Here is a 21,123-nt window from a genome sequence, read left to right on the forward strand (position 1 = left end):
GGCCCCGTACCGTGGCCGGTCTGACCGCCATACCTCGAAGAAGCCCCGCCGGATGGGTGGACACCACCCACGTAGGAGTAAAACTCAGTACCACGGCTGCAACCCGATTCCCCCGAACACCGCAGTGACGATGTACCGAGAGAAGCTGCGGCCGCACATAGTCAATCATGTTCGGGGCGCCAGCGATAGTCACAGCAACCACGACGAATGAAAATGTGGACGATTTCAAGCAGATGGAATCTGTCGGTAACATCTGAGCAGACCCCGCGCCAGTGAGGAACATATCGATCCGGTCTCGAATCCCCGTCCGACAGCGAAACTCTGCGACGTCGGCGAGGCGCGGACACGACCCGATGCACGCTCTATGACTTTGCACACCTACGGAACCGAGCTCCTGCGCCGCTGCCTCGCCGGTACCGAAACGGACTCTGGTCCCCTCACTCACCTGTCCGTCATCCCCTCGCGCACAGCGACTTTCGCCGACTGGCCGGAATGGGTGCCCGACGAGGTCCGATCGGCGTTCGCCGACAACGGCATCGAGCGGCCGTGGGCACACCAGGTGCGGGCCGCCGAGCACGCCCGCGCCGGACGTCACGTGGCCATCTCCACCGGCACCGCATCGGGAAAATCCTTGGCGTATCAACTGCCGATCCTGACCGCCATGCTCAACGAACCGCACCCCACCGCCCTCTACCTCGCTCCCACAAAGGCATTGGGCGCCGACCAGATCCGGGCGGTCTCCGCGGTCACCGCCGGGCGGGCCGCCTTCTCCCATCTCGCGCCGTGCGCCTACGACGGCGACACCGACACCGAGATCCGGCACTGGGCCCGAACCCATTCCCGGTGGATCTTCACCAACCCCGACATGTTGCATCTGGGTATCCTCACCGGCGTGCTGGCCCGCGGCACACCGACGGCGGCCGGGCCGGTGCACGGCCAGTGGCGCCAGTTCTTCCGTCATCTGCGCTACATCGTGATCGACGAATGTCACCACTACCGAGGCGTGTTCGGGTCGCACACCGCCCTGGTGCTGCGGCGCCTGCTGCGTCTGGCACGGGCGTGCGGGTCTGATCCGACGGTGATCGCGGCCAGCGCGACGGTCGCCGATCCGGGCGCCGCCCTGTCGCGGCTCATCGGCGAACCGGCCGTCGGCGTGACGCAGGACTGTTCGCCGCGTGGAGAGCGCACCGTCGCACTGTGGGAGCCGGACTTCCTGCCCGGCATCTCCGGCGAGAACGGCGCACCGGTACGACGCTCCGCGGGAGCCGAATCCTCGCGACTGCTCGCCGATTTCGTGATCGACGGGGCGCGGACACTGTCCTTTCACCGCAGCCGCCGGGGCGTGGAGATCGCCGCCCTCGGTGCACGAAAGTTGTTGTCGCACAGCGCTCCTGAACTGGTGGACAAGATCGCCGCCTACCGGGCGGGTTACCTCGCCGACGATCGGCGCCGCCTCGAGGCGGCGATCTCGGAGGGTGACCTCGTCGGCGTGGCCACCACCAACGCCCTTGAACTCGGCGTGGACATCAGCGGCCTGGACGCGGTCATCATCGCCGGATATCCGGGCACCGTCGCATCGTTCTGGCAGCAGGCCGGCCGGGCCGGGCGTCAACGCACCTCCGGTGACGCCCTGGTGGTGCTGATCGCCCGCGACGATCCCCTCGACACCTACCTCGTCCACCACCCGCAGGCGCTGCTCGGCACCCCGGTGGAGGCACCGGTCATCGATCCGGCCAATCCCTTCATCCTCGGACCGCACCTGCTGTGCGCCGCCACCGAATACCCGTTGCAGGACACCGAGATCGAACGCTGGGGTGCGCGTGACGCGGTCGCCGAGCTCGCCGCGCAGGGATTGCTGCGCCGCCGCGCGGCCGGCTGGTATCCGGCGCCCGGGGTGGACCCACACGGCGACATCGACATCCGCGGCGGGATCGGCGGACAGATCCTCATCGTCGACGCGACGACGTCGGAACTGCTCGGCACCGTCGACGCCGGACGGGCACCGGCGACCGTGCATCCCGGCGCGGTCCACATCCATCAGGGACGCACCTTCGTCGTCGACGAACTCGCCCTCGACGACGGCCTCGCACTCGCCCACCCGGAGGAACCCGACTGGACGACGTCGGCGCGCGAGACCAACGCGATCACCATCACCGACACGCTGTCGCAGGAGTCATTCGGACCACTGCGGACCGCGCTCGTCGACGTCGACGTCACCCACCAGGTGGTCGGCTACCTGCGGACGCTGCTGTCCGGGGAGGTCCTCGACGCGGTGGAACTGGACATGCCGCCCCAGACTCTGCACACCCGCGCGGTGATGTACACCCTCGACCCCGAGGCCCTGGAGGACATCGGCGTCGACGCCACCCGCCTGCCGGGCTCGCTGCACGCCGCCGAACACGCGGCCATCGGGCTGCTGCCACTGGTCGCCACGTGCGACCGCTGGGACATCGGCGGACTGTCGACCAACCTTCATCCCGACACCGGACTACCGACCGTCTTCGTCTACGACGGGTACCTGGGTGGGGCGGGATTCGCCGAACGCGGTTTCGGTGCGTTCGCCACCTGGATCGCCGCGACCCGCGACGCCGTCGCCGGGTGCGGATGCGAGTCGGGATGCCCCTCCTGCGTGCAGTCCCCCAAGTGCGGCAACGGCAACGACCCCCTGGACAAGGCCGGAGCCGTCGCCACCCTGACCTTGATCGGCCGGCTGCTGCAATCGCCGGACTGAGCCGACCATCGACGCCGAAACGCGCTGTTCAGCGGATGTTTCGGGACACCGGCCGCACCGATTGACGATCCCTTGTGGGTGCCCGCACGATCGCGAATTCCGGTGTGTGACGGGACTACCCGCGAGTTCTCGGTGATACTGGTCGAATGCACGACAGGGATTCCCGGCGGAGCACACCGTCGCGGACCATCCTGCGGGCGCGCCCGGTGTACTACCTCCTGGCCCGTCCGACGCAGGAGCCGGATCGTCTGCCGCCGACGATCGGCGAGAGCGACGTGTTCTTCTCCGAGGACGAGGCCCTCGACGCGCTCGACATCCACTACGCCTGGACCGCCGTTCGCCACGACGACAGTGAGTTCGTCGACTCCGCGCACTGGTATCTGCAGAGCGCGATGGTCGGCCCCCGCATCAGCCCGTCGCTGGGCGAGGTGTACCTGGCTACCGTCGACGAGCAGAGCGGTGAGACGTGGGCGGCGGCCGGCGGATTCCTCACCGAGGGCGAGGTGGTGCACTGGGCGCCGTTCGTCGCGGCGGTCCGCCCCCGCATCCGGACCGCCGTCGGCGACACCCCGCTCGAGCTGGCCTACCGCGGCGACGCATCGGTCTACTTCGGGCAGGTCTGGTTCGCGCCCATGCATTCGGTACGGGTGTACCCGAAACGCATCGTGGTGGGCGACGAGGCGCACGGGTGAGGGGCGCGCGGGTGAGGAGCTTCTGGTTTCAGGCGCCGCACTCGAGTGATCGGCCATAGCGCTCGCTACACCAGGCGACCGTGTTCGTCGCATCCCCGAAGCCGGTCATGGCCAGGTAGCGCACGCCGTCGCCGTCCGTCTGCAGGGTTGCGCTGTACGTCGCGCCCGCGTACATGGATCCGCCGCTGCCGGACCCGACCGATGACTGTTGACTCACCAAGGTGATCGCGATGCCCGATCCCGAGCCACGCCAGGTGACCGTCCAGGTCTCGCCGTTGGACGCACCACTGAACACCTCCATGGTGCCGTTGCCGTCGGGATTGAGCGTCATCTGCCGGGTGTGGCCGATCCAGTCACCGGCGTAGGCGGCGGTGTCGACGGCGGGGGTGGTCGCGGTCTGCGTGGCATTGCCACCCCCGCCGGTCGGGGTCTGGGCGGCCGGTGTCGGGGTGATCGTCGTCGGGGGGCCGCCGCCGGGTGGAACGATGACGGTGGCGGTTTCGGTGACCACGACGACCGGCGACGCCGACCCCGCCGATGCCGAATCGGTGCCGGAGTGGCAGGCGGTCAGCGCCACGATCAGCGCCGGGACCATCCCGATGGTGACGACGACGGGGCGTCGCGTGGGACGTCGTGGGAGCGCGGAGAACATGCGGCCCAGTGTCGCAGTGCCGGGAGCGACGGTGCACGCGAAGTGCCGCGGATTCCTTCCACCGGACGAATCGTCGTGGCGGCGGGAGGGGCGCCGCGGGTCGGGGCATCGTCGCATGGCCGAATGACCGCGTTCTCGGGCACAATGACCGCTCATGAACGTCGGTGAGGGTGCCCCGCCGAGCGCGGGTTGGAGAACGCTCGCACGGCCCGCCTGGGTGGACCGATCACCCCGGTCGTACTGGTACACCGTCGCCGGTATCAGCTTCGGCGCGTTGATGGTTCAGCTCGATTCGAGCATCGTCACACTCGCCTTGCCGACCCTGCAGCGCTCGTTCGACGCCTCCCTCGCCTCTGTGCAGTGGGTGTCGGTGGGCTACGTGCTGACGGTGGTCGCGCTGGTCGCGCCGTGCGCCCGGCTCGGCGACGGCCTGGGCCGCAAGACGCTCTACCTCTACGGGTATGCGGTGTTCACGGTGAGTTCACTGCTCTGCAGTGTGGCCCCGGATCTGTTGTCCCTCATCGCCTTTCGTGTCCTGCAAGGTACCGGCGGAGCGGCGATCGCCGGCAATGCGATCGCCATGGTCACCGAGAACATGCCCAAGGACAAGCTCCGCGACGGGCTCGCCGTCCAGGCGGCCATGCAGTCGGCGGGCCTGGCGCTGGGACCGATGTGCGGCGGATTCCTGGTCGACGCCTTCGGCTGGCGGTCGATCTTCTGGGTCAACGTGCCGATCGGGCTTCTCGCGCTGGGGTCGGCCTTCATCCTCCTCCCGCCGGGACCGGCCCGTCGCCGCATGCCTCGATTCGACTGGCCTGGAACGCTTCTGCTCGCCCTGGTCGCCGTCGGCCTGCTGATCGGATTGTCCGGACTCTCCGGCCTTCCCCTGGGCCTGGCCGCCTCCCTCGCGTTGCTGGCGAGTCCCCTGCTCACCGTGCCGGCGTTCTGGCATCGGGAGAAGAATGCCGCCGCCCCACTGATCGATCCGCCGACGATGCGCACCCCGCAGATCGCGATCGGCGCGTTCGGCGCCCTGGTGAGCTACCTCCTGCTGATCGCTCCCACCGTGCTCGTACCGCAGATCCTGGTCCCCCTCGGCAGATCGGTGAGCGAGACCGGCGTGATCCTGTTCGCGATGCCCGCGGGATTCCTGGTGGCCACCGTCGCGTCGACCGTGTGGTTGCACGCATGGGCCGGTAACACGACGCGCACCGCGGTGGCGTGTGTGGTGATGCTCGGGTCGCTGGTCGCGTTGGCGACCCATCCGATCGAGCTCGGCTGGATCGTCCCGGCACTGGTCGCGCTCGGCGTGGGACTCGGCGTGTTCGTGCCCGCCAACAACGCCGCCGTCATGTCGGCGGCCACCGCACGCGGCACCGGGACCGCCGGCTCACTGATCTCGATGTTCCGCAACGTCGGCGTCGCGATCGGTGTGGCCGTCGTGACCCTCACCCTGCACATCGCCGGCCACGACAGCCGCGCCGACGCCACCGATCCGACCGGCCCGGCGCACGCCGACCTGCTCGACGGCGCCCGGGCGGCCTGGCTGGTGCTGCTCGCGTTCGGGCTGGTGGCGGCACTGATCACCGCGGCGTCGGCCGTCGCCGCCAGACGTGCGGCGTCAGCGGCCACCCGGTGACGCCGACGCGTGCCCGCCCTCAACTCACCGGACCGGCACGTGCCGCCGCACCGGCCTCCCGGGACCCGAACACGCCCAACTCGATCGGGACCACGACCTCCACCACCACATCACCTCCCCGGAGCCCGCACGTCCTCAGTTGCGCACCGCTTCGCTGATCGGCGATCACCTCACGTGCCGACGCACACGGATCGGCGGCGGCGCCCACCTGATCGACGGCGGCGGCCAGTGCCGCGAGGTCGGCGGCGGATTGGGCGCGGTGCCGAGCGACCACCGACGCCCCGACGTAGACCACCATCAGCAGCACCGTCAGCACGGCGAGGATCACCCCGGCCGCCACCACCGTCGCATAGCCGTCCTCGTCGGCGACGACACCGGCGCCGAGCCCACCACGCCGCGATGCCGCCGTCACGGTGCAACCCCGGTCACGGAGCAACCCCGGGTGCGAACTCCACCTGATCGGAGCCGTCGGGCTCCGGCACGGCCACCGCGCGGGCGGTCATCGACACGCCCGGCAGCATCGGCACGCCGTCGGTGACCTCGACGACGATCCGGACATCGGTCGTGGTCACCGAGATCCGCGCATCGCCACCGACCAGATCCGTTGCCGCCGAACGTGCCTGCGCATCTCCGGAGGCGGTGAGTCGTGCCACCTCGCGAGCGGCGTCGGTGCACCGGATCTCGGTGACGACCGCACCGATGACCCCGAGGCCCAGGATCAGTATCGCGATGATCGCCGAGATCCCGTACGCCGCTTCGACCGTCACCATCCCGGACTCCCCGGTGATCAGCCGCCGCGGCCACCGGCGTCGAATTCTGCTTTCCTGCAGAGACATTCAGTTCACCGACGTGGACAACGCCTTGTTGATGATGCCGGTCAACGCCGAGACGATGTCACCTCCGGTGACGACGGTGTACAGGATCGCACCGAAGGCCGCCGCAGCCACGGTGCCGATGGCGTATTCGGCGGTGCTCATCGCGTCGTCCTCGCTGATCAGGCGCAGCGTCCGAACGGTGATCCAGTCGCGGGTCTGACGGTATCTGCGGTGAGGTGACATGGGGTGGTCCCTTCGATCGTCGGGTTGATTCACGGGATTGGACGCACCGCAGGGCGCCGCGGTTCCACGAATCCCCGAGAAATTTCGGAGCACACCGAGTAATTCTCTACCGCACCGTCATTCGGGGCCGGCGGTGATCGTCAGCCAGATGATCCGGGCCTGCGCCGCGGCCACCGCCGCGTCCCCCGAGGTGTCGTCCCCGACCATCATGATGTGCTGGGTCGCGGCGCGCTCCACCATCCAGGTGATGGCGGCGACCGCTTCCCGGGTGACCACCGGATCGACCCGGCCGTCGGCCTGCCAGCGGGCGACATTCCCGTATGCGTAGTCGACGAACATCCCGATCCGGCCGTGGTAGAACTCCGCCACCTCGGGGTCGTACGCGGCGACCTCGGCGACCGCACGCATCAGCGGCCAGTGTCCTCGGGTCTCGGCGATCATCGCGGCGACCGCCGACTCCACGCCCGCGACGCGGCATCGAGTGATGCGTCGTCGGCGAACCACGATGCCGGGGCGGCGAACAGTTTCGCCGACGCCACCTCGGCCACCTGGATCAGCAGGTGACTCTTGTTGGGAAAGTACTGATAGAAGTTGGTGCGCGACATGCCCGAGTGCTCCGCGATCCGTTGCACCGGGAGTTCGGTGAATCGTTCGCCGGAGCTCAACAGCTCTTCCACGGCGTCGAGGACGCGGCGGGTGATCTCGGCCCGGCGGCGGGGTCCGTGCCCGCTGTGTGTTCTCGTCACCGAGCCCATGCCGAGATCCTACCGCCCGCCTTGACACATGCGATACGCAGGGATAACGTCGCCTGACTCTGTGTCGGACTGCATGTCGGGGGTCGACGGAGAGGAACATCGATGGACTCTGCCGTCGAGCAGTTCGACGCAGTTGTCGTCGGCGCGCGGATCGCCGGATCGGCCACCGCCACCGCCCGCGCCGAGCGCGGACTTCGGGTGCTGGCCATCGACTCCGCCCGGTTCCCGTCCGACACCCTGTCCACCCATCTGCTGTGGCCGACGACGATGGCCGAGATCGCCGCACTCGGCGCGTTACCTGCTGTCACCGCGATCGGCGCCCCGCGGATGCCGCTGGCGCAGGCCTCGCTCGGCGACCTCGGTTGGCAGACGCCCTATTCACCGGTGTCCGGTATCGACTATGCGATGTGTGTGCGCCGCACCCACCTCGACCGTGCCCTCGTCGACACCGCACGCGCGGCCGGCGCGGAGATCCGGGAACGTTGCAGCGCAACCGATCTCGTGTGGGACGGCGGTCGGGTGGCCGGGCTCGTCTACACCGACGACGACGGCGCGGTGCACGAGGTGCGTGCCCCCGTCGTCATCGGCGCGGACGGACGCAAGAGTCTCGTCGCCACCCTCGTCGGTGCAGCGAGGCCCACCCTCGTCGCACCCAGCGGACGGGCGTGCTACTACGCCTACTGGTCCGACGATCGAGATGACTTGCGGCACATAGCCTCGCAGTGGCGCGTCGACCGCCTGCTGGGCACCGCCTTTCCGTGTGACGGCGGGGATCTGCTGTGCCTGCTGCAGCCTCCGATCGACCTGATCCCCGAGTTCCGCGGACGCCGGGCCCACGACGCCTATCTGCGTGGCATCGAGGCGCTGCCCGGGTTGGCACGTCGACTGCAGGGCTGCGAACTGCGCTCGAGTGTGCGCTCGTGTGTGGGCATCGAATCCTACTTCCGCCGATCGAGCGGACCGGGCTGGGCGCTGCCCGGCGACGCCGGACACTTCAAGGATCCGGTGACCGCCCAGGGCATTCGCGACGGCCTGCACTACGGTCGGCTGCTCGGCGAGTACCTCGCACCGGTGCTGGCCGGGCGTGACGGCGTCGATCCGGCGGCCCTCGACCGGGCGACCCGGATGTGGTCACGACGACGCGAACGGGAATGCATCGATGTCTATCAGTGGACCAACTTCCTGGCCTCCGGCCTGCCACCGTCCCCACTCGAATACGAGTTGTATCGCCAGGCCGGCGCCGACATCGGCTACGCGTCGATCCTCGCCGACATCTACAACCGGGTCCGCCGACCGGCGGAGATGATGCCCGTCACGGCCCTGGCCGGGTCGGTCGCACGTGCGTTACGACGCCCCGACGTGACCCCCGGTGAGGTCGGGACCGATCTGCGCTTCCAGCAGCGGCGCATGCTCGGCGATTGGCGGGAGAAACGTCGATTCCTTTCTCGAGGCTAGGGTCAGATCCCGCCGAGGGTCTGCGCGGCGAGACCCACGACGACCGGCACGATGCCCAGGCACACGAAGGCCGGCAGGAAGCACAGGCCCAACGGTCCGCTGATCATGACGCCGGCGCGTTCGGCGCGCGCCAGGGCATCGTCGTTCGCCCGACGCCGGACGGTTCCGGCGAGGTCGGTGACACCCTGCGAGAGCGCCGACCCGGCCCGCGCCGATCGCCGAGCCAGGGTGGCGAGTTCGTCGAAACATGCTGCGGCGGAATCATTGCGACGACGCCGCCACCATCGGCGATCAGGGCGGGAGGTGGATGCGGGTGCCCACGCCTGCTGCGGATCGGCTCCGAGGGAGAGCAGTTCGGCCGCTGCGGCCAGGGGGCGCGCCACACCCGTCGGGGCACTTTGTGCGGCAACCCGGACCGACACCGCCACAGGCAATCCGGCACGCAGGCAGACCGCGAGCAGATCCAGCGTTGCCGCGACGGCGAAGGGATCGTCGGGGCGCGTGGCGGCGCCGAGCCACCGGGGCTCACGGTTGCGCACCGGCATGTCGACGACCCGGTAGAGGACCCATCGACGCTCCGGCCAGCACCAGCACGCACCGGCGAGACACAGCATCACCATCGTGGTCATCGGGTGATCACCTTGTCGGAAATCCGTTCCGACCACACCAGCCCGGCGGCCACCAACGACGCACCGACCACCAGCAACACCCCGCCGAGCCCACCGCCGGTCAGGATCTGCACCGGACGCGCACCCGTGGCCTGCCCCAACGCGATACCCAGCAGCGGCAGCACCGCGAGAACCGATGCCGTCGCCCGGGGACCGGCCAGTCCGGCCCTGGTGCGATCGTCAAACCCGCGGCGCTCCACCAAATCTGCGCGGACCGAGTCCAGCAGTTCGGCCAGGGGTAGTCCGTATCGGTCCGCGGTCTGCCAGGCGATCGCGATCCGGTTCCACGACTCGTCATCGGTACCCGCATCGGCGTCGACGACGATGGTGCCGCCCAGTTCGGCCCGTCCGGCGAGCACCGACAACGCCGCCGCGACGGTGCTCCTACCGTCGGTTCCCGTCGACATCTCCTGTGCGGCAACCGAACATGCTCGTGCCGGTGGTGCGCCGACCGACAGCTCGGCGATCATCAACGTCAGCGCGGTGAGAAGTTCATCGCGGTGGTGCGCACGCTCGGCGATCCGGCGCCGATGCCGCGACAGCCACCACGCCACCCCGGCCACGATGCCCGCCGCGATCACCGGCGCGACACCGCCGATCACCGCCACGGCACCCAGACCGAGCACCACGATCGGCCACCGCACGAGCGCGGGCACCGACGACCGCGACGCGAGTCGGATGCGTTGCAGTCGGTGTGCGGCACGAGGGCGACCCGACCACAGCACCGCGCACGCGAGCGCGAGAAGAACCGGCGTCATCGGCGTGCCATCAGATCGCGGAGCCGTGGGTGATAGTCGGTGATCCCGCTGCCGGACAACCAGACCGGGACGATCGTGACGAGTCCGTCGGGCTCCCGATGCAGCATCCCGATCTCCGCGATACCCCGGGTGCCGTCCGCTCGTCGGGAGACGCCGATCACCACATCGACCGCGGCACCGAGCTGACTGTGCAGTGCCGCGCGCCCCATTCCGCCCAGTGCCGCAAGCGCTTCCATCCGTGCGGGCACCTCGGCGGTCGAATTGGCGTGCAACGTACCGCCACTGCCGTCGTGCCCGGTGTTGAGCGCGGTGAGCAGGTCGATCACCTCCGCACCGCGCACCTCACCGACGATGATGCGATCGGGCCGCATCCGTAACGCCTGCCGCACCAGCACCCGCACCGGGACCTCGCCGGCACCTTCGACATTCGCGGTTCGTGCGACCAGCCGGACCACATGCGGATGCGTCGGCGTCAACTCCAGGGCGTCCTCGACGCAGACGATGCGCTCGGTGTCGGCCATCTGCTCGATGAGCGCGCCGAGCAGGGTCGTCTTACCCGAGCCGGTGCCGCCGACGATGAGGAAGGACAACCGCGCATCGAGGATGCCGCGGAGGAGATCGGCGGCGTCGGCCGGAATGGCGTCCGCGTCGACGAGTGCATCGAATCCCATACTGGCGGTGCGTAACACGCGCAGCGACAGGCAGGTTCCGTCGGCCGAGAGCGGTGGGATCATCGCGTGCAGCCGCACCGTGTAGCCACGACGTCCCAGGCTCGACAGTTGCCCGTCGACCCACGGTTGGGCGTCGTCGAGGCGTCGGCCGGCGCTCAGTGCGAGACGCCCGGCGAGGCGACGCACCGCGGCGTCGTCGTCGAATCGGATACCGGTGAGCGCCAGTCCCGTTCCACGGTCGACCCACACCCGGTCGGGCCCGACGACGAGGATGTCGGTGATGTCGGGTTCGGCGAGGAGTTCCTCGAGACGACCGGCGCCGGTCAGTTCGGTCTGCAGGTAACGCAGCACCGCGAGCAGGTCGGTGTCACCGAGCACCCCGCCGGATTCGGCCCGGATCGCGTCGGCGATGACCGCCGCGGTCACCTCGGTCTTCTCGGCGGCGAGCCGGGTACGTACCCGATCGAGAAGCGCCTCGTCGGCGTGTGCCGCCCTCATGCGACCGACCGATCACCGGCCGCGGGTGGCGGGGCGAACCGACCGGCAACGGCGGTTCGGACGCCGGGACCCGACGCCGGCCCGTGGTCGGCAACAGTGACGGCGCGATACACCGCCGTCGCCGCCCGCCCCAACGGGCTACGCGAACCCGGTTGCAGCCGTCCGCCTTCCACGCGACCGGGCAGTCTCGGATCCGGACGGAAGGCCGCCAGCAGCGGCAGACCGACGGCATCGGCGATCTGGGCGGGCCGCAGACCGCCCGGCGACGGCCCGCGGATCACCAGCCCCACGTCGGCGGCATCGCCGAGAAGTCTGTCGGCCACCCGGCGGGCCGCGGCGCACCCGGACACCGTCGGAGTGGCGACGAGGACCACCAGATCCACCGATTCGATGACGCCGCGCACGATGTCGGTGTCGGTGCGTGGCAGGTCGACGACCACCAGGTCGCCGTGGGCGCGGCCGGCATCGACGGTGGCGAGCACCGCGTCGGCGGTCAGTGGCGCGCCGTCGTCGCGGCGACCGGTGAGCACCGACAGGCGGTCGTTGGCCTTCGGCAACGCATGACGCAGCGCCTGCCCGTTGACCGCGCCGGCATCGATCGCGAGGTCCTGCCAGCGCAGACCCGGCCGGTCTTCGATGCCGAGCAGCAAATCGATACCGCCGCCGAACTCGTCGACGTCGAGAAGCAGCACCTCCTCGCCTGCGTCGCCGGCGGCGAGGGCGACCGCGGCGGCCAGCACCGAGGCCCCGGCACCGCCGTGTGCCGCCATCAGCGCGGTGGCCCCGGCGGTTGCCTGACGCGGGGCCCGCAGTTCGGTCAGCCGTCGGACCAGGTGGGACTCGTCGGCGGGCAGGAGTGCGGCATCACCGGCGCCGAGATCCATGGCCAGTCGCCACGTGGTCGCTGCCGGAGGCGCGTCGGCGACGAGCAGCACACCCTGCCGTCGGGGGACGGCGGTGTTGCCGAGCACGGCCACCGCCGACGGATCGACGACGACCGCGCGGGCCCGCAGCCACTCGGCGCGGCACAGGTGCGGGTCGGCCACGACGAGGCGGTAACCGGCGGCGGCGGCGCATCGGGCGACGTCGTCGCACAGGGCGGGGTCGACGAGGGCCAGCAATGAGTCGGACATGCCGTCATGGTGACCGAATCCCGGGCAGACGCCGAGGACCCAGACGGATTGACGCACTGATCTGTGGAAACCACGCTGACTGTGCACAGTCGCTCGGTGTTACTCGGGGAAACGTGCCCCAGATAGAGGACGACCCCGGCCAGGGGGGGAGGAGGCCGGGGTCATCGCGTTTCAGCCCCGGGGGGTCGGGCTGAAAGGCACCGGTCCGAAGACCGGGTACTTCCGACTATACACCCTCGATCGCTGTCCGCAAGCGTGATCGACATCCGACACAACGTCGCGCTTTCGTCTCACTGCCTGCGGGTTTACCGACTGGAACGGGGCACTGCGCCGACCGCAACGCGCGAGATGACCGAAGTCGACTTATAGCGTAGTCGGGAGTCGTATCATCCGACGATGAGCGATGGCCGCCCACTCACGCCCGGGCCGGACGTCGCAGCCTTCTTCGATCTGGACAAAACGGTCATCGCCAAATCGTCCATCCTCGCCTTCAGCCGCGAGTTCTTCCACGGGGGACTCCTCGATACCCGAACTCTGATGAAGTCGGCCTACAACCAGCTCACTTTCGCCCTCTCCCCGGCCGACGCCGACCACGTCGAACGCCTGCGGCGCCACGTGACCACCATGTGCCGCGGATGGGATGCGACCCAGGTGCAGCGAATCGTGGCCGAATCGCTCGACGAGGTCGTCACACCGCTGATCTACGCCGGCGCCGCCGAACTCATCGCGTTGCACCACGACCAGGGTCACGACGTCGTCCTGGTGTCCGCATCCGGCCGCGACATCGTCGAACCCATCGGCGCCCTGCTCGGTGTCGACCACGTCCGGGCCAGTGAGATGCGAGTCGACGACGACGGTCACTACACGGGTGAACTGACCTACTACTGCTACGGCGAGGAGAAGCGCGCGGCGATCGAGAGCGTGGCCGCCGAGTACGGCTACGACCTCGACAAGAGCTACGCCTTCACCGACTCCATCACCGACGTCCCGATGCTCGAATCCGTCGGCCATCCGCGTGTGGTCAACCCAGATCGCGCGCTACGTCGGCACGCCGAAAGCCACGGCTGGCCGATCTACGATTTCGCACTGGAGACCGAGCCGTCGGCCGCCTCCGCCGCGGCGCCGGTCCTCGCGGCGGCACTCGTCGTCGGCGTCGGAGCGGCCGTCGGCTACGGGGTGGGAGTACGCCGCGCCTCCCCCCGGTGACCATCTGAATACCGGAAGTTGTTGCCTACCAGCACGAACCGCAGGTTACGAGAACTCCACCGAACGTTGACACGCTTGAGCCTTGCTGTGATCGGCGTCACGGTGTACAAAGGTCTTACGGAACCTCGGAAGGCAACGCTCGACTCGGAAGAGAAGGATCGAGCCCCCATCCCGAGCCTTCCCAGCACGGGCGGCAAGTACCCACGCGGAGCAAGCCGCATACGGCACAAGTGTTGTGCGCCTGCGACATTGAGGCCATGTGACGAAGATGGAATGGCAGCGCCCCGACCCTCGGACAGCGCCGACGGAATCCACGGATGACGTCGTGATGGGACGAGATTGGCAGCGCCGGAACAGAATTCGCTTGCATAGCCGAGGTCAATCGCCGAGGCGGTAAACACAACCCACCAAGCACGCTTGGTAGCTTGAGTCCGTGCTTTGCGGGCGGCACCTTCGTCGAAGACGAGGGCGCCGCCCGCAGTGTCGTGTGGGGAGAAAGTGTTGTGTGGGGAGAACAAGCGCTGTCAGTGAAGAAGCGAGCGCCGTCAACGAGATTCCGAGCGCCGTCAGCGAAGAAGCGAGCGCTGTCAACGAGATTCAGACCGCTGTCAACGACAATCGGGAGCCTTCACTCAACCGGCACGCGCGGCGTCGGCGATCGACCTCGCCTCGGCCGCACCGGCGCTCAATGCCTCGCAACAGAAGATGATCCACTCCCCCAGCGCCTCCGGGCGGCCGGTGCCGAATGCCTTCGAGAGAACCCGGTAGTCGGCGACCCGCCGCAGCCACGTCACCTCCGGCACGCCCAGATTGTGCGGATCGAGGCCCGTCGACATACAGACCAACCGTGACGCGGCGCGCGCCACCACCCCGTTGGCGGTCGGAAACGCCCCCAGACTCAGCAACTCACCGTGCACCACCGCGGCCAGGATCGGAGCCGCCACCCGCGTCGAGCCCGTGATCAGCTGGGCCAGCAGGTCCAGCCGGTCGGCGACCTCGGCACCGGCGCGGGGCCGGCCGAGGTCGTCGGGATCGTCGACCAGATCGGCCGCGGCCAGCATGTGCAGCCGGGCGAAGGCCTGCGCCGGGGCGCGGCGGAAGATCGCGGTCAACGAGTCGGCGGCGTCGCCGTCGAGGGCCTGGGCCACCCGCATCGCGCCCGCCAGGATCGGATCGTCGAAGTCGCCGTCACGGCGCAACTCGACGCTGCCGCCGTCGATCGCGGCCGAGGACCGCCCGGCACGCCACGATGCCTCCGTAGCGGTCTTGTCCCAGCCCCGCAGATTGGCGGGATGACGATGCACGGCCGCGAGCGCGTCCCGCGCGGCGTCGGCGGCGGCGCTCACCCCGGGCAGGTCGGCCAGCGGGGCGAGCGGATCGGCGGTCACGTGCTCGAACCCTACCCGTGGCGCCCACCCGACGGTGACCGGGCGCCGCTCACCGAACGCCACCCACCATTCGTCGCGCGCAGTGGTCGGGGGTGTCTGCAACGGCCATCCAACGTGACTACCCTCACAATAGGTTCCCCACGGTCGCCTCGTCACGCGCGGCGGCCATCCGCGATCCGTTGCCGACCAGCGAAAGGCCATGCAATCCGATGACCACATCCGCATCCGAAACCGTTCCCGGTTACCCGCCGTCGGAGGAGTTCGCCGCCCAGGCCAACGGCACCGCCGAACTCTACGACCGCGCCGAGTCCGACCGCCTGGGCTTCTGGGCCGAGCAGGCCCGGCGCCTGGACTGGGACACCGACTTCTCCCAGGTCCTCGACTGGTCGGACGCCCCGTTCGCGAAGTGGTTCGTCGGCGGCAAGCTGAATGTGTCGGTCAACTGCGTCGACCGCCACGTCGCCGCGGGCAAGGGTGATCGCGTCGCCATCCACTGGGTGGGTGAGCCCGGCGATTCCCGCGACATCACCTACGCCCAGCTCAAGGACGAGGTGTGCCGCGCCGCGAACTACTTCACCGCGATCGGCCTGACCGCCGGTGACCGGGTGGCCATCTACATGCCGATGATCCCCGAGGCGCTGATCTCGATGCTGGCCTGCGCCCGCCTCGGTCTGACCCATTCGGTGGTCTTCGCCGGATTCTCCTCCGGCGCCCTGCGTTCCCGGGTCGACGATGCGTCGGCCAAGCTCGTCATCACCACCGACGGCCAGTACCGCCGCGGCAAGCCCGCCCCGCTGAAGGCCGCCGTCGACGAGGCCCTCGGCACCGGCGACGACGCCGCGGAGTCGGTCGAGAAGGTCATCGTGGTGCGCCGCACCAACCACGATCCGGATCTGCCGTGGGTCCAGGGTCGCGACGTGTGGTGGGAGGACACCGTCGCCGAACAATCCCCCGAACACGAGCCGGAGGCCTTCGACTCCGAGCACCCGCTGTTCCTGCTGTACACCTCCGGCACCACCGGCAAGCCCAAGGGCATCGTGCACACCTCCGGTGGCTACCTCACCCAGGCGTCCTACACCTTCCACTACGTCTTCGACCACAAGGAAGGCCGCGACGTCTTCTGGTGCGGCGCCGACATCGGCTGGGTCACCGGGCACAGCTATCTCGTCTACGGTCCGCTGTCCAACGGCGCCACCGAGGTCGTCTACGAGGGAACCCCCAACTCCCCCAACGAACATCGCCACTTCGAGATCATCGAGCGCTACGGCGTCACCATCTACTACATCGCCCCGACGCTGATCCGCACCTTCATGAAGTGGGGCCGGGAGATCCCCGACGCCCACGACCTGTCCTCGGTGCGTCTGCTCGGTTCGGTCGGCGAGCCGATCAACCCCGAGGCGTGGAAGTGGTACCGCGACGTGATCGGCGGCAACAAGGCCCCGATCGTGGACACCTGGTGGCAGACCGAGACCGGCGCCATCATGATCTCCCCGCTGCCCGGCGTCACCTCCACCAAGCCGGGATCGGCGATGGGCCCGCTGCCCGGTATCAGCGCCACCATCGTCGACGACAACGCCAACCCGGTCGGCGCCGGCGAGCAGGGCTACCTCGTCCTGGACAAGCCGTGGCCGTCGATGCTGCGCGGAATCTGGGGCGACGACGAACGCTACCGCGACACCTACTGGTCTCGCTTCGCCGAGCAGGGCTGGTACTTCGCCGGTGACGGCGCCCGCTACGACGACGATCACGCCCTGTGGGTTCTCGGACGCGTCGACGACGTCATGAACATCTCCGGGCACCGCATCTCCACCGCCGAGGTCGAATCCGCGCTCGTCGGGCACTCCGGGGTCGCCGAGGCCGCCGTGATCGGCGCCGCCGACGAGACCACCGGCCAGGGCATCGTCGCCTTCGTCATCCTGCGCGAGGGGGTCGAGAACACCGGCGAGGTCCTCATCGCCGAACTGCGCCAGCAGGTCTCGATCGAGATCTCACCCATCGCCAAACCCCGTGAGATCAACGTGGTGCCCGAACTGCCCAAGACCCGCTCGGGCAAGATCATGCGACGGCTGCTCAAGGACGTCGCCGAGGGCCGCGAACTCGGCGACACCTCCACCCTCGTGGACCCGTCGGTCTTCGAGGCCATCCGCGCCAAGAAGGCCTGAACAACAGCGCACCACGTGGTCGCACCCGCAGCGAGCGGCGCTCCCCGCCCGGGGCGCCGCTCGCTCGCGTTCGGGTCCGAGCGCGACACTCCATCGACCCCGACGCGGGGCAGCATGGCAACATAACCCACACACCCCAGAGACGGAGGATGCTGTGAGCCGAAACGACAACGGCCAGTCTGCACCGAGCAGCCGGCCGGTCCCCGCGATCCCGCTGTCGGACGCGGATCTCGGCCCCAAGGGCGAGCCGACCATCGGCAACCTGGTCAAGGACGCGACCGCGAGCATGTCGACGCTGGTCCGTTCCGAGGTCGCACTGGCCAAGGCGGAACTCGTCGACGAGGCCAAGAAGGCCGGTGCCGGTACCGGCGCACTGATCGTCGCCGGCGTGACCGCCCTCTACGCCAGCCTGTTCTTCTTCATCTTCCTCGCCGAGCTGATCGCGGTGTGGTTGCCGCGCTGGGCGGCCTACCTGATCGTGCTGGGACTGCTGATTCTCATCACCATCGTCGTGGCGATCGCGGGATACCTGTTCTTCCGCAAGGTCCGCGGGCCCAAGAAGACGATCGCCTCCGTCAAGGAGATCCAGACCGTCCTGCCGTCGTCGTCGGTGCATACCGACCGATCCAAGGCGGCCGTCGCCACGGACCATCCGGACATCCCGCCCGCCCGCGAAGGCTGACACCGTGGTCGCGCCCGACCCGTCGAGCGTGCGGCTGCCCGGCGTCTGGCGTCACCTCGACGTCCGGGCCAACGGTCTCCGGTTCCATGCCGTCGAGGTCGACGAACCGATCGCCGACCGCCCGCTGGTGCTGTTGCTACACGGGTTCGGCGAGTTCTGGTGGAGCTGGCGGCACCAGTTGGGTGCGCTCTCGCAGGCCGGTTTCCGGGCCGTCGCGGTGGACCTGCGCGGCTACGGCGACAGCGACAAACCGCCACGCGGTTACGACGGCTGGACGCTCGCCGGCGACACGAACGGGCTGATCCGCGCGCTCGGCCACACCAGCGCCACCCTCGTCGGGCACGCCGACGGCGGCCTCGTGTGCTGGGCGACGGCCACCCTGCATCCCCGCGTGGTCTCGGCCATCGCGGTGATCGCCTCACCGCATCCCCGATCGCTGCGGCACGACGTACTCCTGCGCACCGATCTGCGATCGTCGTTCCTGCCCGGCTTCCTGGTCAATCAGCTTCCCCGCTACGCCGAGTCACGGCTGACCCGACGCGACGGCGCCTTCGTCGGCCGCTACTTCGGGCGGCGCGCCGGGGCGGCCTGGAAACGCACCGACGACTACGCCGAGGCGATCACCCGCAACCGTTCGGCGATCCAGATCCCCTATGTCGCGCACTCCGGCCTGGAGTATCAGCGATGGGCATTCCGCTCCCAGTTCCGGCCCGAGGGCATCAGGTTCATGCGCCTGATGCACCGGCGACTGCACATCCCGACGCTGTCGCTGCGCGGCGCCGACGACCCGTTCATCACCGAACACGTGATGGCCGAAAGCCACACGTGGGCCGAGGAATTCACCCACCACGAGATCCCCGGCAGCGGACACTTCGCCCATCAGGAACAGCCCGGGGCACTCAACGCCCATCTGATCGAGTTGCTGCGGACGACGCGGACATAGCGGCATCGGTGCGGGTCCGGCCGGGTGCATCGCGGACGGCCCGTCACTCGCGCAGGCACACCCCGGTCCGCACCTGCGCATAGCGTCCTTGCGCCCGTTCCAGATCACTGCGGACGACGTTGGCGGTCAGCGCATATCCGGTCTCGTCGGCCGGGTTCTCCGCGGTTGCGAAGACGACGCCGAGAACCTCACCGTTTGCATTGATCATCGGCCCACCGGAATTGCCCTGCCGGATGACGCCCCGCACCGTGTACACCTCGCGCACCACCTGCCGGTTGCGGTAGATGTTGGCGGTCGGCAGTTCGCCCACACCACGTATCCGGACCGCCGTCGAACGGAACGGCCCGGCCTCCGGGAACCCCAGGACGATCGCGTCGTCGCCGGTCGCCGCCTCGCGCGCGGCGAACTCCAGGGGCTCGGCGCCGAGGTCGCTGACCCGTAGCACCGCGACGTCATTGCCGGCGTCGAAGAGCACCACGTCGGCGTCGTAGGCGGCGCCGCCGTCCGGGGTCACCGTCAGGGTGGTGGTACCGGCCACCACGTGCGCGTTGGTCATCACCAGATCGGGACCGACGACGAAACCGCTGCCCTCGAGCGCCTGACCGCATCCCGGTGCCTCACCCTCGATCTTCACCACGCTCGCGCGGACCTGCCGGACCACGCGCGAATTCGCGAGAGCGGCATCGGGCGGATCGACCTGACTGGCCGTGGTGGTGGGGCGCAGCACCCCGTCGAACACCTCGCCCTGGAACAGTTCGTCGAAGCGGTCGGCGGCACGCGCCTCCAGGCCCGCCGGTGCGGCCTGCCCGACCGCACCGAGCACCGCCGAGTTGTCGATGGCCTGCTTGAGCGGGGACCCTTCGTGCGACAGCGGGATCGACAGCAACCACATCGCCAACACGGCCGCGACGGCCTGCAGTACCAGGCCGACGCCGCTGTCGACGGCACGCAGTTCCGGTGACCGGATACCGCTGCGCAGGGCGCTGCCCAGGATCATCCCGGCGAGCTCACCGATGACCACCAGCCCGACGAGGACGACGACGGTGATCACCAGCTTCATGTTCGGGTCGTCGGTGATCGAATAGACATGCGGCACAAGCAGAATGCCGGCGACTGCGCCGAGCAGGACCCCGAGCACGGCCAGCGCCGAGGCCACCGCACCGTGCCGGTAGCCGCTGATCGCCGCGATCAGCGCCACCGCGATCACCACGATGTCCACCCACGTCGAGGACGTCACGTCGCCGTCCCGTCGTGCTGGTCGCGCAGATGCGCGGGCAGCACCGCGGCCGCACCGGTCTGCTGCGGGCTGCCGGCCAGCTCGATCATCTCGTCGAGGGGTCGGACGTCATCGGCGTTCCACGGCACCGTCCATCCCGAGGCGTCACTGATCGCGGCCAGCAGGCCACCGGTGAAACCCCAGACGAGCAGACCGTCGACGAAGAACGCGGGCCCCTTGTAGACCTGGCCACCGAGCACCGACCGACGAACCTGGAAACGATTCTGCGGCGCGAGCAATTCACGCAGCGACACCCGGGCCACCCGGGCGGTCTCCCCCGGGTCGACGGCCCACACCGGTCCCGGCGTACTCCAGTGCGCGAGCACCGGCACCACGTCGAACCCGGAGACCGGCACCGGGAAGCTGGGCAGCGTGGCCAGGACGTCGACGCCGTGGGCCGACAGTCCCGTCTCCTCGTCGGCTTCACGCAGGGCGGTGCCGACCGGGAAGTCGTCGCCCGGATCGACGCCGCCACCGGGGAAGGCAACCTGCCCGCTGTGCTGACGCAGCGTCGGCGCCCGCTCGGTCAGCAGCACCTCCGCGTCGGCGGGCAGGCCGCCCGGATGCAGCGGATCGGCATCCCACGAGCCGGAGATCAGGATGAGCACCGACGCCGACCGGCGGTTGCGGCCCAGCATCGCGGCCCAACGCGTCCGATCACCACCGCGGGAAAGGACCCGCTCGCGCACCGCGGTGACGTCGTCGGTCAGCGTGCGCATCCACGGTGGGATCTGCTCCCGCGGAACGAGTGGACCG

General features: G+C 69.4%; 21 protein-coding genes. 8 read left to right on the forward strand and 13 right to left on the reverse strand.

The window, feature by feature from the left end:
- Positions 1-364 precede the first annotated feature (364 nt).
- Positions 365-2,731 (forward strand): DEAD/DEAH box helicase, encoded by a 2,367-nt coding sequence (locus tag ABLE92_RS13585; protein WP_348805308.1) that lies wholly within the window; start codon positions 365-367, stop codon positions 2,729-2,731.
- A gap of 146 nt (positions 2,732-2,877) precedes the next feature.
- Entirely contained in the window at positions 2,878-3,423 is a 546-nt protein-coding gene (locus tag ABLE92_RS13590) for a hypothetical protein (protein ID WP_348805309.1), read from the forward strand.
- A gap of 28 nt (positions 3,424-3,451) precedes the next feature.
- Here the strand turns inward: ABLE92_RS13590 and ABLE92_RS13595 are convergent, their stop codons facing one another.
- Entirely contained in the window at positions 3,452-4,075 is a 624-nt protein-coding gene (locus ABLE92_RS13595; RefSeq protein WP_348805310.1) for a hypothetical protein, read from the reverse strand.
- A gap of 217 nt (positions 4,076-4,292) precedes the next feature.
- Between ABLE92_RS13595 and ABLE92_RS13600 the strand changes: the two genes are divergently transcribed.
- Positions 4,293-5,714 carry an MFS transporter gene (locus ABLE92_RS13600; protein ID WP_348805311.1) on the forward strand — a complete coding sequence of 474 codons (1,422 nt, stop codon included), beginning with the start codon at positions 4,293-4,295 and terminating at the stop codon, positions 5,712-5,714.
- Between the two features lie 19 nt (positions 5,715-5,733).
- Here the strand turns inward: ABLE92_RS13600 and ABLE92_RS13605 are convergent, their stop codons facing one another.
- From ABLE92_RS13605 to ABLE92_RS13625, 5 genes are all read right to left on the reverse strand, one after another.
- Positions 5,734-6,126 carry an Rv3654c family TadE-like protein gene (locus ABLE92_RS13605; protein WP_348805312.1) on the reverse strand — a complete coding sequence of 131 codons (393 nt, stop codon included), beginning with the start codon at positions 6,124-6,126 and terminating at the stop codon, positions 5,734-5,736.
- A 13-nt stretch (positions 6,127-6,139) separates the two neighbouring features.
- Complete coding sequence (locus ABLE92_RS13610; RefSeq protein ID WP_348805313.1) at positions 6,140-6,484, reverse strand: TadE family type IV pilus minor pilin; 345 nt, start codon at positions 6,482-6,484, stop codon at positions 6,140-6,142.
- A 66-nt stretch (positions 6,485-6,550) separates the two neighbouring features.
- Positions 6,551-6,772, reverse strand: a complete 222-nt coding sequence (locus tag ABLE92_RS13615; protein ID WP_348805314.1) for a DUF4244 domain-containing protein — start codon at positions 6,770-6,772, stop codon at positions 6,551-6,553.
- 117 nt (positions 6,773-6,889) lie between these two features.
- Positions 6,890-7,213: a hypothetical protein gene (locus tag ABLE92_RS13620; RefSeq protein ID WP_348805315.1), complete on the reverse strand. Its 324-nt coding sequence runs from the start codon at positions 7,211-7,213 to the stop codon at positions 6,890-6,892.
- Positions 7,210-7,527, reverse strand: coding sequence for a TetR/AcrR family transcriptional regulator (locus ABLE92_RS13625; RefSeq protein ID WP_348805316.1), 318 nt, complete (start codon positions 7,525-7,527; stop codon positions 7,210-7,212). The genes ABLE92_RS13620 and ABLE92_RS13625 overlap by 4 nt, the downstream gene beginning before the upstream one ends.
- Before the next feature lie 102 nt (positions 7,528-7,629).
- Between ABLE92_RS13625 and ABLE92_RS13630 the strand changes: the two genes are divergently transcribed.
- On the forward strand, positions 7,630-8,982 hold the full coding sequence (locus ABLE92_RS13630) for an NAD(P)/FAD-dependent oxidoreductase (protein ID WP_348805317.1): 1,353 nt from the start codon (positions 7,630-7,632) through the stop codon (positions 8,980-8,982).
- Positions 8,983-8,984: 2 nt separating this feature from the next.
- On the opposite strand, the gene ABLE92_RS13635 is transcribed toward ABLE92_RS13630, so the two are convergent.
- The 4 genes from ABLE92_RS13635 to ssd are packed head-to-tail and all read right to left on the reverse strand — an operon-like array spanning position 8,985 to position 12,710.
- Positions 8,985-9,611: a type II secretion system F family protein gene (locus ABLE92_RS13635; RefSeq protein WP_348805318.1), complete on the reverse strand. Its 627-nt coding sequence runs from the start codon at positions 9,609-9,611 to the stop codon at positions 8,985-8,987.
- The gene (locus ABLE92_RS13640; RefSeq protein ID WP_348805319.1) at positions 9,608-10,408 is read right to left on the reverse strand and encodes a type II secretion system F family protein; all 801 of its coding nucleotides are present in this window, start codon (positions 10,406-10,408) and stop codon (positions 9,608-9,610) included. The genes ABLE92_RS13635 and ABLE92_RS13640 overlap by 4 nt, the downstream gene beginning before the upstream one ends.
- Positions 10,405-11,577, reverse strand: coding sequence for a TadA family conjugal transfer-associated ATPase (locus ABLE92_RS13645; protein ID WP_348805320.1), 1,173 nt, complete (start codon positions 11,575-11,577; stop codon positions 10,405-10,407). Before ABLE92_RS13645 ends, ABLE92_RS13640 begins: the two co-directional genes overlap by 4 nt.
- Positions 11,574-12,710 carry a septum site-determining protein Ssd gene (gene ssd, locus ABLE92_RS13650; RefSeq protein WP_348805321.1) on the reverse strand — a complete coding sequence of 379 codons (1,137 nt, stop codon included), beginning with the start codon at positions 12,708-12,710 and terminating at the stop codon, positions 11,574-11,576. The genes ABLE92_RS13645 and ssd overlap by 4 nt, the downstream gene beginning before the upstream one ends.
- Positions 12,711-13,106: 396 nt before the next feature.
- On the opposite strand from ssd, the gene ABLE92_RS13655 reads away from it, so the two are divergent.
- Positions 13,107-13,916 (forward strand): HAD family hydrolase, encoded by an 810-nt coding sequence (locus ABLE92_RS13655; RefSeq protein WP_348805322.1) that lies wholly within the window; start codon positions 13,107-13,109, stop codon positions 13,914-13,916.
- A gap of 632 nt (positions 13,917-14,548) precedes the next feature.
- Here the strand turns inward: ABLE92_RS13655 and ABLE92_RS13660 are convergent.
- Positions 14,549-15,304, reverse strand: a complete 756-nt coding sequence (locus ABLE92_RS13660) for a Fic family protein (protein WP_348805350.1) — start codon at positions 15,302-15,304, stop codon at positions 14,549-14,551.
- Between the two features lie 209 nt (positions 15,305-15,513).
- Between ABLE92_RS13660 and acs the strand changes: the two genes are divergently transcribed.
- From acs to ABLE92_RS13675, 3 genes are all read left to right on the forward strand, one after another.
- A complete protein-coding gene (acs, locus tag ABLE92_RS13665; RefSeq protein ID WP_348805323.1) occupies positions 15,514-17,466 on the forward strand; it encodes an acetate--CoA ligase in 1,953 nt (650 codons plus the stop codon).
- Between the two features lie 154 nt (positions 17,467-17,620).
- Entirely contained in the window at positions 17,621-18,148 is a 528-nt protein-coding gene (locus tag ABLE92_RS13670) for a phage holin family protein (RefSeq protein WP_348805324.1), read from the forward strand.
- A gap of 4 nt (positions 18,149-18,152) precedes the next feature.
- On the forward strand, positions 18,153-19,091 hold the full coding sequence (locus ABLE92_RS13675) for an alpha/beta fold hydrolase (protein ID WP_348805325.1): 939 nt from the start codon (positions 18,153-18,155) through the stop codon (positions 19,089-19,091).
- Positions 19,092-19,134: 43 nt separating this feature from the next.
- Here the strand turns inward: ABLE92_RS13675 and ABLE92_RS13680 are convergent, their stop codons facing one another.
- Positions 19,135-20,328: a MarP family serine protease gene (locus ABLE92_RS13680; protein ID WP_348805326.1), complete on the reverse strand. Its 1,194-nt coding sequence runs from the start codon at positions 20,326-20,328 to the stop codon at positions 19,135-19,137.
- Positions 20,325-21,086 (reverse strand): NUDIX hydrolase, encoded by a 762-nt coding sequence (locus ABLE92_RS13685; protein WP_348805351.1) that lies wholly within the window; start codon positions 21,084-21,086, stop codon positions 20,325-20,327. The genes ABLE92_RS13680 and ABLE92_RS13685 overlap by 4 nt, the downstream gene beginning before the upstream one ends.
- Positions 21,087-21,123 lie beyond the last annotated feature (37 nt).

Origin of the sequence: Gordonia oleivorans, from assembly GCF_040044975.1 — a bacterium.
Lineage (GTDB): Bacteria > Actinomycetota > Actinomycetes > Mycobacteriales > Mycobacteriaceae > Gordonia > Gordonia oleivorans.

What these genes read in the sequence shown, in the direction of transcription:
- ABLE92_RS13585 (WP_348805308.1), top strand. Translation starts at nt 365, where the DNA reads ATGACTTTGCACACCTACGGAACCGAGCTCCTGCGCCGCTGCCTCGCC.
- ABLE92_RS13590 (WP_348805309.1), top strand. Translation starts at nt 2,878, where the DNA reads ATGCACGACAGGGATTCCCGGCGGAGCACACCGTCGCGGACCATCCTG.
- ABLE92_RS13595 (WP_348805310.1), bottom strand. Translation starts at nt 4,075, where the DNA reads ATGTTCTCCGCGCTCCCACGACGTCCCACGCGACGCCCCGTCGTCGTC.
- ABLE92_RS13610 (WP_348805313.1), bottom strand. Translation starts at nt 6,484, where the DNA reads ATGGTGACGGTCGAAGCGGCGTACGGGATCTCGGCGATCATCGCGATA.
- ABLE92_RS13615 (WP_348805314.1), bottom strand. Translation starts at nt 6,772, where the DNA reads ATGTCACCTCACCGCAGATACCGTCAGACCCGCGACTGGATCACCGTT.
- ABLE92_RS13620 (WP_348805315.1), bottom strand. Translation starts at nt 7,213, where the DNA reads ATGATCGCCGAGACCCGAGGACACTGGCCGCTGATGCGTGCGGTCGCC.
- ABLE92_RS13625 (WP_348805316.1), bottom strand. Translation starts at nt 7,527, where the DNA reads ATGGGCTCGGTGACGAGAACACACAGCGGGCACGGACCCCGCCGCCGG.
- ABLE92_RS13630 (WP_348805317.1), top strand. Translation starts at nt 7,630, where the DNA reads ATGGACTCTGCCGTCGAGCAGTTCGACGCAGTTGTCGTCGGCGCGCGG.
- ABLE92_RS13635 (WP_348805318.1), bottom strand. Translation starts at nt 9,611, where the DNA reads ATGACCACGATGGTGATGCTGTGTCTCGCCGGTGCGTGCTGGTGCTGG.
- ABLE92_RS13640 (WP_348805319.1), bottom strand. Translation starts at nt 10,408, where the DNA reads ATGACGCCGGTTCTTCTCGCGCTCGCGTGCGCGGTGCTGTGGTCGGGT.
- ABLE92_RS13645 (WP_348805320.1), bottom strand. Translation starts at nt 11,577, where the DNA reads ATGAGGGCGGCACACGCCGACGAGGCGCTTCTCGATCGGGTACGTACC.
- ssd (WP_348805321.1), bottom strand. Translation starts at nt 12,710, where the DNA reads ATGTCCGACTCATTGCTGGCCCTCGTCGACCCCGCCCTGTGCGACGAC.
- ABLE92_RS13655 (WP_348805322.1), top strand. Translation starts at nt 13,107, where the DNA reads ATGAGCGATGGCCGCCCACTCACGCCCGGGCCGGACGTCGCAGCCTTC.
- acs (WP_348805323.1), top strand. Translation starts at nt 15,514, where the DNA reads ATGACCACATCCGCATCCGAAACCGTTCCCGGTTACCCGCCGTCGGAG.
- ABLE92_RS13685 (WP_348805351.1), bottom strand. Translation starts at nt 21,086, where the DNA reads ATGCGCACGCTGACCGACGACGTCACCGCGGTGCGCGAGCGGGTCCTT.